General features: G+C 55.7%; 14 protein-coding genes. 7 read left to right on the top strand and 7 right to left on the bottom strand.

The annotated features are described in order from the left end of the window. Nucleotides 1-301 precede the first annotated feature (301 nt). The 6 genes from carA to folA all read left to right on the top strand — a co-directional run bounded on the left by carA (nt 302) and on the right by folA (nt 8,152). Entirely contained in the window at nt 302-1,450 is a 1,149-nt protein-coding gene (gene carA / locus ACWKXT_RS17885; RefSeq protein WP_109845591.1) for a glutamine-hydrolyzing carbamoyl-phosphate synthase small subunit, read from the top strand. 18 nt (nt 1,451-1,468) lie between these two features. Continuing rightward, nucleotides 1,469-4,693: a carbamoyl-phosphate synthase large subunit gene (gene carB, locus ACWKXT_RS17880; protein WP_023315370.1), complete on the top strand. Its 3,225-nt coding sequence runs from the start codon at nt 1,469-1,471 to the stop codon at nt 4,691-4,693. A gap of 139 nt (nt 4,694-4,832) precedes the next feature. Continuing rightward, nucleotides 4,833-5,066 carry a YgdI/YgdR family lipoprotein gene (locus ACWKXT_RS17875; RefSeq protein ID WP_448159130.1) on the top strand — a complete coding sequence of 78 codons (234 nt, stop codon included), beginning with the start codon at nt 4,833-4,835 and terminating at the stop codon, nt 5,064-5,066. Between the two features lie 103 nt (nt 5,067-5,169). Continuing rightward, nucleotides 5,170-5,700 (top strand): glutathione-regulated potassium-efflux system oxidoreductase KefF, encoded by a 531-nt coding sequence (kefF, locus tag ACWKXT_RS17870; protein WP_454528378.1) that lies wholly within the window; start codon nt 5,170-5,172, stop codon nt 5,698-5,700. After that, nucleotides 5,693-7,558 carry a glutathione-regulated potassium-efflux system protein KefC gene (gene kefC / locus ACWKXT_RS17865; protein WP_454533043.1) on the top strand — a complete coding sequence of 622 codons (1,866 nt, stop codon included), beginning with the start codon at nt 5,693-5,695 and terminating at the stop codon, nt 7,556-7,558. The genes kefF and kefC overlap by 8 nt, the downstream gene beginning before the upstream one ends. 114 nt (nt 7,559-7,672) lie before the next feature. Continuing rightward, nucleotides 7,673-8,152 carry a type 3 dihydrofolate reductase gene (folA, locus tag ACWKXT_RS17860; RefSeq protein ID WP_006173915.1) on the top strand — a complete coding sequence of 160 codons (480 nt, stop codon included), beginning with the start codon at nt 7,673-7,675 and terminating at the stop codon, nt 8,150-8,152. An 82-nt stretch (nt 8,153-8,234) separates the two neighbouring features. Here the strand turns inward: folA and apaH are convergent, their stop codons facing one another. Genes apaH through lptD form a run of 6 tightly spaced genes read right to left on the bottom strand, consistent with a single transcriptional unit; the run spans nt 8,235 to nt 14,964 of the window. Continuing rightward, the gene (gene apaH, locus ACWKXT_RS17855; RefSeq protein WP_454528376.1) at nt 8,235-9,083 is read right to left on the bottom strand and encodes a bis(5'-nucleosyl)-tetraphosphatase (symmetrical) ApaH; all 849 of its coding nucleotides are present in this window, start codon (nt 9,081-9,083) and stop codon (nt 8,235-8,237) included. A 4-nt stretch (nt 9,084-9,087) separates the two neighbouring features. Beyond that, entirely contained in the window at nt 9,088-9,465 is a 378-nt protein-coding gene (gene apaG, locus ACWKXT_RS17850; RefSeq protein WP_454528375.1) for a Co2+/Mg2+ efflux protein ApaG, read from the bottom strand. A gap of 3 nt (nt 9,466-9,468) precedes the next feature. Beyond that, entirely contained in the window at nt 9,469-10,290 is an 822-nt protein-coding gene (rsmA, locus tag ACWKXT_RS17845) for a 16S rRNA (adenine(1518)-N(6)/adenine(1519)-N(6))-dimethyltransferase RsmA (RefSeq protein WP_008502020.1), read from the bottom strand. Further along, the gene (pdxA, locus tag ACWKXT_RS17840) at nt 10,287-11,273 is read right to left on the bottom strand and encodes a 4-hydroxythreonine-4-phosphate dehydrogenase PdxA (protein ID WP_454528374.1); all 987 of its coding nucleotides are present in this window, start codon (nt 11,271-11,273) and stop codon (nt 10,287-10,289) included. The genes rsmA and pdxA overlap by 4 nt, the downstream gene beginning before the upstream one ends. Continuing rightward, the gene (gene surA, locus ACWKXT_RS17835; protein ID WP_454528373.1) at nt 11,273-12,559 is read right to left on the bottom strand and encodes a peptidylprolyl isomerase SurA; all 1,287 of its coding nucleotides are present in this window, start codon (nt 12,557-12,559) and stop codon (nt 11,273-11,275) included. The genes pdxA and surA overlap by 1 nt, the downstream gene beginning before the upstream one ends. Nucleotides 12,560-12,612: 53 nt before the next feature. Continuing rightward, nucleotides 12,613-14,964 carry an LPS assembly protein LptD gene (gene lptD / locus ACWKXT_RS17830; RefSeq protein WP_454533042.1) on the bottom strand — a complete coding sequence of 784 codons (2,352 nt, stop codon included), beginning with the start codon at nt 14,962-14,964 and terminating at the stop codon, nt 12,613-12,615. A gap of 239 nt (nt 14,965-15,203) precedes the next feature. Here lptD and djlA point away from each other — a divergent pair, with 239 nt between their 5' ends. Next, entirely contained in the window at nt 15,204-16,019 is an 816-nt protein-coding gene (gene djlA, locus ACWKXT_RS17825) for a co-chaperone DjlA (RefSeq protein ID WP_454528371.1), read from the top strand. A gap of 30 nt (nt 16,020-16,049) precedes the next feature. Here the strand turns inward: djlA and rluA are convergent, their stop codons facing one another. Further along, entirely contained in the window at nt 16,050-16,709 is a 660-nt protein-coding gene (gene rluA / locus ACWKXT_RS17820) for a bifunctional tRNA pseudouridine(32) synthase/23S rRNA pseudouridine(746) synthase RluA (protein WP_008502014.1), read from the bottom strand. Nucleotides 16,710-16,716: the final 7 nt, after the last annotated feature.

Here is a 16,716-nt window from a genome sequence, read left to right as displayed (position 1 = left end):
TTGTAAATTTTGACCGGCTGGTCCACTTTTCATTCTCGCTCGACGCTCATTTCTATTAAACTGCGCACGCAAGCGGTTTCCACAGTGATTTAGCTGATCTTTTTGCCGCTTAATTCGAAATGAAGCCGCCAGGCTTGCAAAATAACAAACAAAATATCCGTTTTAAGTTGACTTTTACCTGGCAAATCCCCAGAATGCCGCCGTTTGCCAAAAATCCGCTGGCAACACATTTGCATTGATCCATGACATGGTTATGAATTAATATGCAAATAAAGTGAGTGAATATTCTCTGGAGGGTGTTTTGATTAAGTCAGCGCTATTGGTTCTGGAAGACGGAACCCAGTTTATCGGTCGGGCCATAGGGGCAACGGGTTCGGCGGTTGGGGAAGTCGTTTTCAATACTTCAATGACCGGTTATCAAGAAATCCTCACTGATCCTTCCTATTCTCGCCAAATCGTTACTCTTACTTATCCTCATATCGGCAATGTCGGCACCAATGCTGCTGACGAAGAATCCTCTCAGGTACATGCGCAAGGCCTGGTCATTCGCGACCTGCCGCTGATTGCCAGCAACTTCCGCAACACCGAAGACCTCTCTTCTTACCTGAAGCGTCATAACATCGTGGCGATTGCCGATATCGATACCCGTAAGTTAACGCGCCTGCTGCGCGAGAAGGGTGCACAGAACGGCTGCATCATCGCGGGTGATAACCTTGATGCAACGCTGGCGCTGGAAAAAGCAAAAGCCTTCCCGGGCCTGAACGGCATGGACCTGGCGAAAGAAGTGACTACCGCGGAGGCTTACAGCTGGACGCAGGGGAGCTGGACGCTGGAAGGCGACCTGCCGGAAGCGAAAAAAGAGAGCGAGCTGCCGTTCCACGTGGTGGCTTACGATTTCGGCGCCAAGCGCAACATCCTGCGCATGCTGGTTGACCGCGGCTGCCGCCTGACGGTGGTTCCGGCACAAACGTCTGCCGAAGACGTGCTGAAGATGAATCCGGACGGTATTTTCCTCTCTAACGGTCCTGGCGACCCGGCGCCGTGCGATTACGCTATCGACGCCATCAAGTCCTTCCTGGAAACCGACATTCCGGTATTCGGCATCTGCCTCGGCCATCAGCTGCTGGCGCTGGCGAGCGGTGCGAACACTGTGAAGATGAAGTTCGGCCACCACGGTGGTAACCACCCGGTGAAAGATATCGACAACAACACGGTGATGATTACCGCGCAGAACCACGGTTTCGCCGTCGATGAAGCGTCAATGCCGGCTAACCTGCGCGTGACCCATAAGTCGCTGTTCGATGGCACCCTTCAGGGCATTCATCGCACCGATAAACCAGCATTCAGCTTCCAGGGCCACCCGGAAGCCAGCCCGGGCCCACACGACGCCGCGCCGCTGTTCGATCACTTCATCGAACTTATCGAGCAATACCGTAAGACCGCTAAATAATCAGGAGCCGAGAAGACAATGCCAAAACGTACAGACATAAAAAGCATCCTGATCCTTGGCGCTGGCCCGATCGTCATCGGCCAGGCCTGCGAATTCGACTACTCCGGCGCGCAGGCGTGTAAAGCCCTGCGTGAAGAGGGTTACCGCGTTATCCTGGTGAACTCTAACCCGGCGACCATCATGACCGACCCGGAAATGGCTGATGCAACCTACATCGAGCCGATTCACTGGGAAGTGGTGCGTAAAATCATCGAGAAAGAGCGTCCGGACGCGGTGCTGCCAACCATGGGCGGCCAGACGGCGCTGAACTGTGCGCTGGAGCTGGAGCGTCAGGGTGTGCTGGAAGAGTTCGGCGTGACCATGATTGGTGCGACCGCCGACGCGATTGATAAAGCAGAAGACCGTCGCCGCTTCGACGTGGCCATGAAGAAAATCGGCCTCGACACCGCGCGTTCCGGTATCGCGCACAACATGGAAGAAGCGCTGGCCGTTGCGGCAGAAGTGGGCTACCCGTGCATCATCCGTCCATCGTTCACCATGGGCGGCACCGGCGGCGGTATCGCCTACAACCGCGAAGAGTTTGAAGAGATTTGCGAACGTGGTCTGGATCTCTCCCCAACCAAAGAGCTGCTGATTGATGAATCGCTGATTGGCTGGAAAGAGTACGAGATGGAAGTGGTGCGTGATAAAAACGACAATTGTATCATCGTCTGCTCCATCGAAAACTTCGATGCGATGGGTATCCACACCGGTGACTCCATCACCGTTGCGCCAGCCCAGACCCTGACCGACAAAGAGTATCAAATCATGCGTAACGCCTCGATGGCGGTACTGCGTGAAATCGGCGTGGAAACCGGCGGTTCTAACGTGCAGTTCTCCGTTAACCCGAAAACCGGCCGTCTGATTGTTATCGAAATGAACCCGCGCGTGTCCCGCTCCTCCGCGCTGGCCTCTAAAGCGACCGGCTTCCCGATTGCGAAGGTGGCGGCGAAACTGGCGGTGGGCTACACCCTCGACGAGCTGATGAACGATATTACCGGTGGCCGCACCCCTGCGTCCTTCGAACCGTCCATCGACTACGTTGTGACTAAAATTCCTCGCTTTAACTTCGAGAAATTCGCGGGCGCGAACGACCGTCTGACCACTCAGATGAAATCCGTCGGTGAAGTGATGGCGATTGGCCGCACGCAGCAGGAATCCCTGCAGAAAGCGCTGCGCGGCCTGGAAGTGGGTGCGACCGGCTTTGACCCGAAAGTGAGCCTGGACGACCCGGAAGCACTGACTAAAATTCGCCGCGAGCTGAAAGACGCGGGCGCAGAGCGTATCTGGTACATCGCCGATGCCTTCCGTGCGGGCCTGTCCGTCGACGGCGTGTTCAACCTGACCAACATCGACCGCTGGTTCCTGGTGCAGATTGAAGAGCTGGTGCGTCTGGAAGAGAAGGTCGCGGAGCTGGGCATCAACGGCCTGGACGCTGACTTCCTGCGCATGCTGAAGCGTAAAGGCTTTGCCGATGCGCGTCTGGCTAAGCTGGCGGGCGTGCGTGAAGCGGAAATCCGCAAGCTGCGCGACCAGTACGACCTGCACCCGGTTTACAAGCGCGTGGACACCTGTGCGGCGGAGTTCTCAACCGACACCGCCTACATGTACTCCACCTATGAAGACGAGTGTGAAGCGAACCCGTCCGTCGACCGCGACAAGATTATGGTGCTGGGCGGCGGTCCAAACCGTATCGGCCAGGGCATCGAGTTCGACTACTGCTGCGTACACGCCTCTCTGGCGCTGCGCGAAGACGGTTACGAGACCATCATGGTCAACTGTAACCCGGAAACCGTCTCGACCGACTACGACACCTCTGACCGCCTCTACTTCGAGCCGGTCACTCTGGAAGACGTGCTGGAAATCGTGCGCATCGAGAAGCCAAAAGGCGTGATCGTGCAGTACGGTGGCCAGACTCCGCTGAAGCTGGCGCGCGCGCTGGAAGCGGCAGGCGTGCCGGTTATCGGCACCAGCCCGGACGCAATTGACCGTGCGGAAGACCGCGAGCGTTTCCAGCAGGCGGTTGACCGTCTGAAGCTGAAACAGCCGGCGAACGCCACCGTCACCGCCATCGAAATGGCCGTTGAGAAGGCGAAAGAGATTGGCTACCCGCTGGTGGTACGTCCTTCCTACGTACTGGGCGGACGCGCGATGGAAATCGTCTACGATGAAGCCGACCTGCGCCGCTACTTCCAGACCGCGGTGAGCGTTTCCAACGATGCGCCAGTGCTGCTCGACCGCTTCCTCGACGACGCGGTTGAAGTCGACGTGGATGCCATCTGCGACGGCGAAATGGTGCTGATTGGCGGCATCATGGAGCATATCGAGCAGGCGGGCGTGCACTCCGGTGACTCCGCCTGTTCTCTGCCAGCGTACACCCTCAGCCAGGAAATCCAGGACGTGATGCGCCAGCAGGTACAGAAGCTGGCCTTCGAGCTGCAGGTTCGCGGCCTGATGAACGTCCAGTTCGCGGTGAAAGACAACGAAGTCTATCTGATTGAAGTCAACCCGCGCGCGGCACGTACCGTACCGTTCGTCTCCAAAGCCACCGGTATTCCACTGGCGAAAGTGGCGGCGCGCGTGATGGCAGGCCAGACGCTGGCGCAGCAGGGCGTGACCAAAGAGATCATCCCGCCGTACTACTCGGTGAAAGAAGTGGTGCTGCCGTTCAACAAATTCCCTGGCGTTGACCCGCTGTTAGGGCCAGAAATGCGCTCTACCGGGGAAGTGATGGGCGTGGGCCGTACCTTCGCCGAAGCGTTTGCGAAAGCGCAGCTGGGCAGTAGCTCCACCATGAGAAAATCTGGCCGTGCGCTGCTCTCCGTTCGTGAAGGCGACAAAGAGCGCGTGGTTGACCTGGCCGCCAAGCTGCTGAAACAGGGCTTCGAGCTGGACGCAACCCACGGTACGGCGATTGTGCTGGGCGAAGCCGGCATCAACCCGCGTCTGGTGAACAAGGTGCATGAAGGGCGTCCGCACATTCAGGATCGCATCAAGAATGGCGAGTATACCTACATCATCAACACCACCGCAGGCCGCCAGGCGATTGAAGACTCCAAGCTGATTCGCCGCAGCGCGCTGCAGTACAAAGTGCACTACGACACCACCCTGAACGGCGGTTTCGCGACGGCCATGGCGCTGAACGCGGATGCCACCGAGAAGGTAATTTCAGTGCAGGAAATGCACGCGCAGATTAGCAAGTAAGACACATTGCCCGGTGCCGTTCGGTTGCCGGGCATTTTCCCCATCTTCAGAACCTTCTGGTTTTTCATCCGCTTTCAGTCAGTTAGCCTAAAATTGTTAGGTCGATAACGAAATTCAACTGAGAGCAGGGGAAAACACCATGCAAAATAAATTACTGATCGCTTCCATTCTGGCTGCCACGACAATGTTTACCGTTGCAGGCTGTTCCTCTAACCAGGCCGTAAAAACCACCGATGGTAAAACCATCGTGACTGACGGGAAACCGCAGGTGGATGACGATACCGGTCTGGTGTCATATAAAAACGCCGAAACCGGCCAAACTGAGCAGATTAACCGCGACCAGGTGAAATCCATGGGCGAGCTGGATAACTAATTCAGAATTCTGACGTAAGCCCGTCAATAATATTCACTATTAGCCTGTTGAATTACTGACTACACTCTTTTGTTAAAAGAGAGCAGTAACAACAGGCTAATCAATGATTCTGATAATTTATGCCCACCCTTATCCGCAACACTCGCATGCGAATAAGCGGATGCTTGAGCAGGTAAGGATGCTTGATAACGTAGAGATACGTTCCCTCTATGAACTCTATCCCGATTTTAATATCGATATCGCCGCTGAACAGGAGGCGCTCATCCGCGCCGATCTGATCATCTGGCAACATCCCATGCAGTGGTACAGTACGCCCCCGCTCCTGAAACTGTGGATTGATAAAGTCTTCTCTCACGGCTGGGCGTATGGCCACAACGGCCATGCGCTAAAAGGCAAAAGCCTGATGTGGGCGGTGACCACCGGCGGAGGCGAAAGCCACTTTGATATTGGCGCTTTCCCGGGGTTTGATGTGCTGGCACAGCCGCTGCAGGCGACGGCGCTTTACTGTGGGCTGACCTGGCTCCCGCCTTTTGCGATGCACTGTACCTTTGTTTGCGATGATGAAACGCTGCAGGCTCAGGCTCGCCACTACAAACAACGCTTACTTGAGTGGCAGGAGACGCACCATGGATAGCCATACGCTGATACAGGCGCTGATTTATCTCGGCGCGGCGGCACTGATTGTGCCGGTGGCGGTACGCCTGGGGCTGGGCTCGGTTCTTGGCTATCTGATTGCAGGCTGCGTCATTGGGCCATGGGGCTTTCGTCTGGTGACGGATGCGGAGGCTATCCTCCATTTCGCTGAAATTGGCGTCGTGCTGATGCTGTTTGTGATTGGTCTGGAGCTCGATCCGCAGCGGCTGTGGAAGCTTCGCGCCTCGGTATTTGGCGGCGGGGCGTTACAAATGGTGGCCTGTGGCCTGCTGCTGGGTGGGTTCTGCATCCTGTTGGGCATGGAGTGGAAGGTTGCGGAGCTGATTGGCATGACGCTGGCGCTCTCCTCGACGGCGATTGCCATGCAGGCGATGAATGAGCGTAATCTGACGGTTTCGCAGATGGGACGCAGCGCGTTCTCGGTGCTGCTGTTCCAGGATATTGCCGCTATTCCGCTGGTGGCGATGATCCCGCTGCTGGCCGCCAGCGGTTCGTCTACCACGCTGGGCGCTTTCGCGCTGTCGGCACTGAAGGTGGTGGGCGCACTGGCCCTGGTGGTGCTGCTTGGTCGTTACGTGACCCGTCCGCTGCTGCGGTTTGTTGCCCGCTCTGGCCTGCGCGAAGTGTTCAGCGCCGTGGCGCTGTTCCTGGTGTTTGGTTTCGGTTTGCTGCTGGAGGAAGCCGGGCTGTCGATGGCGATGGGAGCATTCCTTGCGGGCGTTCTGCTGGCGAGCTCTGAATATCGTCACGCGCTGGAAAGCGATATCGAGCCGTTCAAAGGGCTACTGCTGGGGCTCTTTTTCATCGGCGTGGGGATGTCCGTCGACTTCGGCACGCTGGTGACGCATCCGCTGCGGATCGTCATCCTGCTGGTAGGCTTCCTGGTGATTAAAATGGTGATGCTGTGGCTGATTGCGCGTCCATTGAAGGTGCCTGACAAGCAGCGCCGCTGGTTTGCCGTGCTGCTGGGGCAGGGGAGCGAATTTGCCTTTGTGGTGTTTGGTGCCGCGCAGATGGCAAACGTACTCGATCCCGAGTGGGCGAAAGCGTTGACGCTGGCGGTTGCGCTGTCAATGGCGGCAACGCCTGTTTTGCTGGTGGTGCTGACGCGCCTGGAAAAATCAGGTAGCGAGCAGGAGCGCGAAGCAGACGAGATCGACGAGGAGCAGCCGCGCGTCATCATCGCCGGATTTGGCCGCTACGGGCAGATCGTGGGGCGTTTACTGCTGTCGAGCGGGGTGAAAATGGTCATCCTCGATCACGACCCCGACCATGTCGACACCCTGCGTAAATTTGATATGAAGGTGTTTTACGGGGACGCAACCCGCGTCGATCTGCTGGAGTCCGCCGGGGCGGCAAAAGCCGAGGTGTTGATTAACGCCATTGACGATCCGGAAACCAGCATGCAGATGGTGGAACTGGTAAAAGAACATTTCCCGGGGCTGACCATTATCTCCCGCGCGCGCGATGTGGATCATTACATCCGGCTGCGTCAGGCGGGCGTAGAGGCACCGGAGCGTGAAACGTTCGAAGGTGCGCTGAAGTCTGGCCGTATGGCGCTGGAAAACCTTGGGCTCGGCGCATATGAAGCGCGTGAACGTGCGGACCTGTTCCGCCGCTTTAACACCGGGATGGTGGAAGAGATGGCGGCGATGGCCGGCAGTACGGCCACCGAGCGTGCGGCGGTGTTTAAACGCACCAGCGCGATGCTCACAGAAATCATTAACGAGGATCGTAATCACCTGTCGCTGATCCAGCGTCATGGCTGGCAGGGCACGGAAGAGGGCAAGCATACCGGCGATCCGGCTGACGAGCCCGAGAGTAAACCTTCCGCGTGAAGTGGAGTTGCCAGCAATAATAAAAAATTTCTGTATCTTTACCCTGCCGCCAGTCGACGAAAGATTAAGCTTTCCGTATAGTGGCGGCAATTTTTTGCATCCGGGAAATTTTCAATGATCAGTCTGATTGCAGCGCTGGCGGTGGACCGCGTTATCGGTATGGAAAATGCCATGCCGTGGAACCTGCCTGCCGATCTCGCATGGTTTAAACGTACTACGTTAAACAAGCCGGTAGTGATGGGCCGCCTGACCTGGGAGTCGATTGGTCGTCCATTACCGGGCCGTAAGAATATTGTTATCAGTAGCCAACCGGGCACTGACGATCGCGTCGAATGGGTTAAGTCCGTTGATGAAGCGATTGCTGCCTGCGGTGACGCCGAAGAGATCATGGTGATCGGCGGTGGGCGTGTGTACGAGCAGTTCCTGCCAAAAGCGCAGAAGCTGTATCTGACCCACATTGATGCGGAAGTGGAAGGGGACACCCATTTCCCGGATTACGATCCGGACGAGTGGGAGTCCGTGTTCAGTGAATTCCATGATGCGGATGCGCAGAACTCCCACAGCTACTGCTTCGAGATTCTGGAACGTCGTTAGGTGATGTACCCCTCACCCTAACCCTCTCCCCAAAGGGGAGAGGGGACTGTTCGGTGCGGTTTTTTGGGGAGGGGGGCACTAGTCAGGAGGCGACGGCCTCACTTTCTCCTAAGTCCAGCTGTCGGTTGGACGGTTGCACAAAGTAAGCTTTATCTTCCCAGCGTAAGCAGGTTAACTCTCCGCCCCAGCAGCATCCGGTATCAAGACCGTAGATCCCTTCCGGCGTACCTTTACCTTCAAGCGCGGCCCAGTGACCAAATACGACGCTGTACTCGCTTGTCACCGGCCCAGGAATGGCAAACCACGGTTTGAGCGGAGCGGGCGCGCTTTCCGGTGTCTCTTTGGAATACATATCCAGCTGTCCGTTCGGGAAGCAGAAACGCATGCGGGTGAAGGCGTTGGTGATGAAGCGCAGACGGGCCAGGCCGCTGAGCTCTTCACTCCAGTGGTTCGGCATATCGCCGTACATGGCATCCAGGAAGAAAGGGTACGAGTCGCTCGCCAGCACCGCTTCAACGTCACGCGCGCAGGTTTTTGCCGTCTCAAGATCCCATTGCGGGGTGATGCCGGCATGGGCCATGACCAGCTTTTTCTCTTCGTCGACCTGCAGTAAAGGCTGACGACGCAGCCAGTTAATCAGCTCGTCCGCGTCTGGCGCATCCAGTAGCGGAGAGAGACGATCTTTGGGTTTATTACGGCTGATCCCGGCAAATACGGCCAGCAGGTGGAGATCGTGATTGCCCAGCACCATGCGCACGCTGTCGCCCAGCGATTTGACGAAACGTAAAACCTCAAGCGAGCCGGGGCCGCGCGCGACTAAATCGCCCGTCAGCCAGAGTGTGTCCTGTCCTGGCGTAAAGTCGACCTGTTTTAACAATGCGATCAGTTCATCGTAGCAACCGTGAACGTCGCCAATCAGATATGTAGACATTAGATTAATGAATGAGTGTGGTTACGGCGAGGCGGAACACAGGAATGGCAACGCGGAATCCGTTACCATCGACGTCGACCATTTCATAATGGCCTTGCATGGTACCCATTGGCGTTTCAATCACCGCGCCGCTGGTGTACTGGTACTCTTCGCCTGGGGCGATGTGGGGCTGTTCACCGACCACACCTTCGCCCTGAACTTCGATTTCACGGCCATTGCCGTTGGTGATAAGCCAGTAGCGCCCGCGCAGCTGCACGGGCGTCCGCCCCAGGTTGCGAATGGTCACGGTGTAAGCAAAGACAAAACGTTCTTCTTCCGGTGAGGACTGTGATTCAACATAGACGCTTTGTACATGGACACATACGCGGGGCGAATCAATCATGGCTTAACTCTCCTTCGGCGGCGCATTTTCGCTAATGTAATTAGCCAGCTTGCAGTACTGCTCTACGGAAATGTTCTCCGCACGCATTGCCGGGTCGATCCCCAGCTCGGCTAACACCTCAACGGTGAACGAATTGCTCAGGCTGTTACGGATCGTTTTACGGCGCTGGTTAAAGGCTTCTGTAGTAATACGGCTCAGCACGCGCAGATCTTTAACCGGATACGGTTTCGTTTTGTGCGGCACAAGGCGCACAACCGCAGAATCCACTTTCGGTGGTGGCGTGAACGCTGATGGCGGTACTTCAAGTACCGGGATCACGTTGCAGTAATATTGTGCCATCACGCTTAAACGACCATACGCTTTACTGTTTGGGCCTGCAACCAGACGGTTAACAACCTCTTTTTGCAACATGAAGTGCATGTCGGCAATGGCATCAGTATAGCTAAACAGGTGGAACATTAGCGGGGTGGAAATATTGTACGGCAGGTTACCGAACACGCGCAGCGGCTGGCCCATCTTCTCTGACAGTTCGCCAAAGTTCATGGTCATGGCATCCTGCTGATAAATGGTCAGCTTCGGCCCGAGGAACGGGTGCGTTTGCAGGCGTGCGGCCAGATCGCGGTCCAGCTCGATGACGGTCAGTTCGTCGAGGCGTTCGCCTACCGGCTCGGTCAGTGCCGCAAGGCCCGGGCCGATTTCGACCATCGCCTGACCTTTTTGCGGATTAATAGCCGAGACAATACTTTCGATCACGAACTGATCGTTAAGGAAGTTTTGCCCGAAACGTTTACGGGCTAAGTGGCCCTGATGGACTCGATTAGTCATTGAGTATTAACAATCATTTTGATGGCGAGATTAAGCGCCGTAATAAAACTGCCGACATCCGCTTTCCCCTGGCCTGCCAGATCCAGCGCAGTACCGTGGTCAACGGACGTTCGAATAAAAGGTAAACCGAGGGTGATATTCACCCCACGGCCAAAGCCCTGGTATTTTAGCACGGGCAGGCCCTGATCGTGGTACATCGCGAGCACGGCGTCGGCATTATCCAGGTATTTCGGCTGGAAAAGGGTATCCGCAGGCAGCGGGCCGCTAAGGTTCATCCCCTTCGCCCGCATTTCGTTGAGTACCGGAATGATGGTGTCGATCTCTTCGGTGCCCATGTGCCCGCCTTCACCGGCGTGCGGATTCAGACCGCAAACCAGAACGTGCGGCTGCGGGATGCCAAATTTTGTCTGCAGATCGTGGTGCAAAATCCCGATGATCTCGCGCAGGAGTTCAGGCGTGATCGCATCAGGAATGGCCTTGATCGGCAGATGGGTGGTCACCAGCGCAACGCGCATCGCTTCCGTCGCCAGCATCATCACCACTTTCGGGCTATGCGAGCGCTCTTCAAAGAACTCGGTATGTCCGGTAAAGGGGATGCCCGCTTCGTTGATAACGCCCTTGTGCACGGGGCCGGTGATCAGAGCGGCAAATTCTCCCTTCAGGCAACCGTCGCAGGCGCGGGCAAGGGTTTCAACGACGTAGTGGCCGTTTTCCGTGCTGAGCTGGCCTGGGACGACCGGTGTACGAAGGGGAACGGGAAGTAGCGTGAGCGTACCGGCTTGCTGAGGTGCGGGCTGTTGACCTTCAACATAAGGGATGAGCGTTAAAGGCAGACCGAGCAGCGTGGCCCGGTCTTGTAACAGTGTTGCATCCGCGCAGACAACCAGTTCCACCGGCCAGCTGCGCTGGGCAAGCTGGACAACGAGGTCAGGCCCAATCCCGGCGGGTTCGCCGGGCGTGATAACAACACGATGCGGTTTCATTAGTTGCTTAGCACTTTCACGTAAGCACTGGCGCGCTGTTCCTGCATCCAGGTTGCTGCTTCTTCAGAGAACTTACGGTTAAACAGCATACGGTAGGCTCTGTCTTTCTGCGCCGCATCCGTTTTATCCACGTTGCGGGTGTCCATCAGCTCGATCAGATGCCAGCCGAACGACGAGTGAACCGGCGCACTGATCTGGCCTTTGTTCAGCTTCATCAACGCATCGCGGAAGGCAGGATCGTAAATATCCGCAGCCGCCCAGCCCAGATCGCCGCCCTGGTTCGCAGAACCTGGATCCTGAGAGAACTCTTTCGCTGCATTGGCAAACGAGGTTTTACCGCTCTTAATATCCGCAGCAATCTGCTCCAGTTTTGCACGCGCCTGATCGTCAGTCATGATCGGAGACGGTTTCAGCAGAATGTGGCGGGCGTGAACTTCAGTGACGGAAATGTTCTGGCTCTGACCGCGCAGATCGTTCACTTTCAGAATGTGGAAACCTACGCCTGAACGGATTGGACCCACGATATCGCCTTTCTTCGCCGTGCTCAGCGCCTGGGCAAAGATGGATGGTAGCTCCTGAATACGTCCCCAGCCCATCTGGCCGCCTTTCAGCGCCTGTTGGTCAGCGGAGTAGGTGATTGCCAGCTTGCCGAAATCGCCGCCGTTACGCGCTTGTTCAACAATAGAACGCGCCTGGTTTTCTGCTTCCGCAGCCTGATCGGACGTTGGGTTTTCTGGCAGTGGGATCAGGATGTGGCTCAGGTTCAGCTCTGTGCTCGCATCGTTCTGGTTACCCACCTGTTTTGCCAGCGCGTCCACTTCCTGCGGCAGGATAGTGACGCGACGACGCACTTCATTGTTACGCACTTCTGAAATCAGCATCTCTTTACGGATCTGATTACGGTAGGTGGCATAGCTGATGCCATCATAGGCCAGACGGCTGCGCATCTGGTCCAGGGACATGTTGTTCTGCTTCGCAATGTTCGTGATAGCCTGATCGAGCTGCTCATCAGTCACCTTAACACCCATTTTCTGACCCATCTGCAGGACAATCTGATCCATGATCAGACGTTCCAGGATCTGGTGGCGCAGCGTGGCGTCATCCGGAAGTTGCTGACCCGCTTCGCCCGAATTGAGCTTCACGGATTTCATCAGGCCATCAACGTCACTTTCAAGCACGACGCCGTTGTTAACGACAGCGGCGACCTTATCAACAACCTGGGGGGCCGCGAAGCTGGTATTCGCAACCATAGCGACACCGAGCAGCAGCGTTTTCCAGTTCTTCATACTTTTTCCATTTCAATTAACCGCAAAGCGGATTACGTTGTAAATCAAGCACATTACAAAGAACTACTGTACGGCAGAATGTTCGAACGCAGCATCTGATGTGTGCCAAGGCCATAGTTAGAGCTCAGGCCGCGCAGTTCGACATTAAAGCCAATCACGTTATCGTATTTGCTCTGATTGTTTTCACTGTTCCAGCCGTTAAGCTTACGTTCGTATCCGACGCGCAGCGCGTAACAGCAGGAGTTATATTGCAGACCCACCATCTGGTCAGCTGGCTTATTCGCGTTCGTGTCAAAGTAGTAAGCGCCTACGATTGACCAGCGGTCGGCGATAGGCCAACTTGCTGCACCACCAACCTGCGAGATGCCGTCTTTATACTGTTCTGCGCCTGCATAAGAAGGCAATGTTGCCTGAATATATTCCGGGCTGGCATAACGATACGTCAACTGTACCATGCGGTCTTCATCGCGACGGTACTCAATAGCGGCACTGCTTGTGGCGATATTATCGAGGCGAGTGTCATATTGCACACCACCACGCAGACCCCAACGGTCAGTCATGCGCCAGTAAGTGTCTCCAGCCCAAACCAGCGATCCCGTTTTGTTGTCTTTCTCCCAGTTAATGTTGTCATCACCGGTACGTGACTCGGTGAAATAGTAGATTTGACCAACAGAAACGTTAAAACGTTCAACGGCGGCATCATCATAAACACGTGTTGTGACGCCGGTCGTTAACTGGTTAGCGGATGCGATACGGTCCAGACCGCCGTACGTACGGTCACGGAACAGGCCGCTGTAGTCAGACTGCAGTAAAGACGAGTCGTAGTTCTGAATCTTGCTCTGATCGCGGTACGGCACGTACAAATACTGCATGCGTGGCTCAAGCGTCTGGGTATAACCATCCGCCAACAAGGCCATATCACGCTCGAAGATCAGCTTGCCGTCCATTTTGAACTGCGGGAGCGTTCGGTTGACTGACTCTTCCAAATGCGCGTTGTTAGTTGCGTTGTAATTATCAACATTTTTTTGCTGATAGTGAGTCGCCATCAGCTTGGCTTCGGTATTCAGGCTTGCCCAGTCGTTAGACCATGGCAGATTGATCGTCGGCTCCAGGTGAACACGTGTGGCTTCCGGCATGTCCGAGTCCGTGTTCACGAAATGCACTGCCTGGGCGTAAACCCGGGTGTCAAATGGCCCTACGTTATTCTGGTACCAGTTAACGTCCAGCTGTGGCTCTGCGCCATAGGTAGGCGTGGACTGGTCAGAAAATACCTGGAACTGCTTGGTCGAGACGGTTGCATCAAAGTTCTGCACCGCATAACCAACGCTGAATTTCTGCGTGGCATAGCCATCCGTGCTCGAACCGTATTTGGACGAGAAGTCATTAAAATAGGACGAATCGCTAACTTTGGTGTAGTCAACGTTAAAGCGCCATACCTGATCCATCACCCCGGCATGCTGCCAGTAGAATAACCAGCGGTGTTTATCGCCTTCTTTAGGGTGCTCGTCCTGGAAGACCTTATCCGACGGCAGATAATCCAGCTCCATCAGGCCAGCACCGGCCTGAGTCAGATAGCGGAACTCGTTTTCCCACATGATGTTGCCGCGCTTGTGGATATAGTGCGGCGTAATCGTGGCGTCCATGTTGGGCGCAATGTTCCAGTAATACGGCAGGTAGAACTCAAAGTAGTTCGTGGTGCTGTATTTGGCATTGGGGATCAGGAAACCTGAGCGACGCTTGTCACCCACAGGAAGCTGAAGATAAGGGCTGTAGAATACCGGCACCGGACCCAGCTTAAAGCGGGCGTTCCAGATCTCCGCGACCTGTTCTTCACGGTCATGGATAACTTCGCTTCCGACCACGCTCCAGGTATTTGAACCCGGCAGACACGAGGTGAAGGAACCATTTTCCAGAATCGTATAGCGGTTTTCACCGCGCTGTTTCATCAGATCCGCTTTACCGCGACCCTGACGACCCACCATCTGGTAATCACCTTCCCAGACGTTAGTGTCTTTGGTATTCAGGTTTGACCAGCCTTTCGGACCTTTCAGGATGACCTGATTGTCGTCATAGTGCACATTACCCAGCGCATCCACCGTTCGTACCGGCTCGGCCGCACCTTCCGGCTGCTTCTGGTGCAACTGCACTTCGTCCGCCTGCAGGCGGCTATTGCCCTGGTTAATATCCACATCGCCCGTAAACGTGGCATTGTCAGGATAAGTACCTTTAGAGCTATCGGCAGTAATGGTTACCGGCAAGCTATTTGTATCGCCCTTCACCAGTGGGCGATTATAACTTGGGACGCCAAGCATACACTGCGAGGCGAGATCGGCCGCCAGCCCCTGTTGACTGTACAGGGCGGTGCCAATCATTGTGGCCAGGAGGGTGGGGATACGTTTTTTCATACGTTGTATTTTATTGTTCCGTCATCAGTGGCTACGGCTTACAAACGCTCAGAGACTATCTTACTCATCAGCGCAGTACCAGCGTTAATCCTGCCCGTTTGCGTGCCAGAGTGTTAGGCTCGCTATCGAATGACGAGTATGATAAAGCAAATTATAGGCGATGTCCTTCAATTGACCGTGGCTTGAACACTGTGATGATGACGTTGCGTCGGCCAGGAATATGACTATCCGGGGAGTATATGCAGTATTGGGGTAAAATAATCGGCGTTGCGTTCGCCATCATCATGGGTGCCGGGTTCTGGGGGATAGTGCTTGGGCTTATCATTGGCCATATGTTTGATAAGGCGCGCAGCCGTAAAATGGCCTGGTTTGCCAATCAGCGCGAGCGTCAGTCGCTCTTTTTCTCCACCACCTTTGAGGTCATGGGGCACTTAACCAAATCCAAAGGGCGTGTAACCGAAGCGGATATCCAGATTGCCAGCGTCTTTATGGATCGCATGAATCTGCACGGTGAATCCCGTCTGGCGGCGCAAAATGCGTTCCGCATCGGCAAATCGGATAACTATCCGCTTCGCGAAAAAATGCGCCAGTTCCGCAGCATCTGCTTCGGACGTTTTGATTTAATTCGGATGTTTCTGGAGATCCAAATCCAGGCCGCATTTGCCGACGGCTCGCTTCACCCTAATGAACGCGATGTGTTGTACGTCATTGCGGAAGAGCTGGGGATCTCTCGTATGCAGTTTGACCAGTTCCTGCGCATGATGCAGGGCGGCGCACAGTTTGGAGGCGGCTATCACCAGCAGTCGTCCGGCGGTGCCTGGCAGCAGGCGCAGCGTGGGCCGACGCTGGAAGATGCCTGTAACGTGCTGGGGGTGAAGCCTTCTGACGATCAGACCACCATTAAACGTGCCTACCGTAAGTTGATGAGCGAGCATCATCCGGACAAGCTGGTGGCGAAAGGTTTACCGCCGGAAATGATGGAGATGGCGAAGCAAAAAGCGCAGGAAATTCAGAAAGCGTACGAGCTTATTAAAGAGAAGAAAGGTTTCAAATAAGAAAAAGCCCGACGATGTCGGGCTTTTTCTTTAGAAGTCCACCGGGGCTTTAAACGTCATCGCGTTCCCGAAGGCCGGATGAGTGATGGTGAGCGTCTGCGCGTGCAACTGCAGACGTGGTGCTAACGCCAGCGCTTCCGGCGGTGCGTAAAAGCGGTCGCCCAGAATTGGGTGACCCAGCGCAAGCATATGTACACGCAGCTGATGTGAACGTCCGGTAATCGGCTTAAGCAGCACGCGCGCGGTGTTATCCGGCGCGTACTCCAGCACTTCATACTCGGTTTGCGCCGCCTTGCCGGTTTCATAGCACACCTTCTGCTTTGGCCGGTTCGGCCAGTCGCAGATCAGCGGTAAATCCACCAGTCCTTCCGCCTGCGCCGGGTGGCCCCACACGCGTGCAACATACTGTTTTTTCGGCTCGCGCTCGCGGAATTGCCGCTTAAGCTCGCGCTCCGCCGCTTTATTCAGCGCCACCACAATCACGCCGCTGGTGGCCATGTCCAGGCGATGGACAGACTCCGCCTGCGGATAATCGCGCTGAATGCGCGTCATCACGCTGTCTTTGTGCTCGTCCAGACGCCCCGGCACGGACAACAGGCCGCTGGGCTTGTTGACCACCATAATGTGTTCATCCTGATACAGAATGACCAGCCAGGGATCCTGCGGCGGATTGTAAGGCTCCATCACCATCTTGCGC

Source organism: Enterobacter sp. UPMP701 (assembly GCF_053709515.1).
This window is presented reverse-complemented; position numbering and strand designations above follow the sequence as displayed.

Coding starts and splice junctions, on each gene's coding strand:
- carB (WP_023315370.1), top strand. CDS start 1,469: ATGCCAAAACGTACAGACATAAAAAGCATCCTGATCCTTGGCGCTGGC.
- ACWKXT_RS17875 (WP_448159130.1), top strand. CDS start 4,833: ATGCAAAATAAATTACTGATCGCTTCCATTCTGGCTGCCACGACAATG.
- kefF (WP_454528378.1), top strand. CDS start 5,170: ATGATTCTGATAATTTATGCCCACCCTTATCCGCAACACTCGCATGCG.
- kefC (WP_454533043.1), top strand. CDS start 5,693: ATGGATAGCCATACGCTGATACAGGCGCTGATTTATCTCGGCGCGGCG.
- folA (WP_006173915.1), top strand. CDS start 7,673: ATGATCAGTCTGATTGCAGCGCTGGCGGTGGACCGCGTTATCGGTATG.
- apaH (WP_454528376.1), bottom strand. CDS start 9,083: ATGTCTACATATCTGATTGGCGACGTTCACGGTTGCTACGATGAACTG.
- apaG (WP_454528375.1), bottom strand. CDS start 9,465: ATGATTGATTCGCCCCGCGTATGTGTCCATGTACAAAGCGTCTATGTT.
- rsmA (WP_008502020.1), bottom strand. CDS start 10,290: ATGACTAATCGAGTCCATCAGGGCCACTTAGCCCGTAAACGTTTCGGG.
- pdxA (WP_454528374.1), bottom strand. CDS start 11,273: ATGAAACCGCATCGTGTTGTTATCACGCCCGGCGAACCCGCCGGGATT.
- surA (WP_454528373.1), bottom strand. CDS start 12,559: ATGAAGAACTGGAAAACGCTGCTGCTCGGTGTCGCTATGGTTGCGAAT.
- lptD (WP_454533042.1), bottom strand. CDS start 14,964: ATGAAAAAACGTATCCCCACCCTCCTGGCCACAATGATTGGCACCGCC.
- djlA (WP_454528371.1), top strand. CDS start 15,204: ATGCAGTATTGGGGTAAAATAATCGGCGTTGCGTTCGCCATCATCATG.
- rluA (WP_008502014.1), bottom strand. CDS start 16,709: ATGGTGATGGAGCCTTACAATCCGCCGCAGGATCCCTGGCTGGTCATT.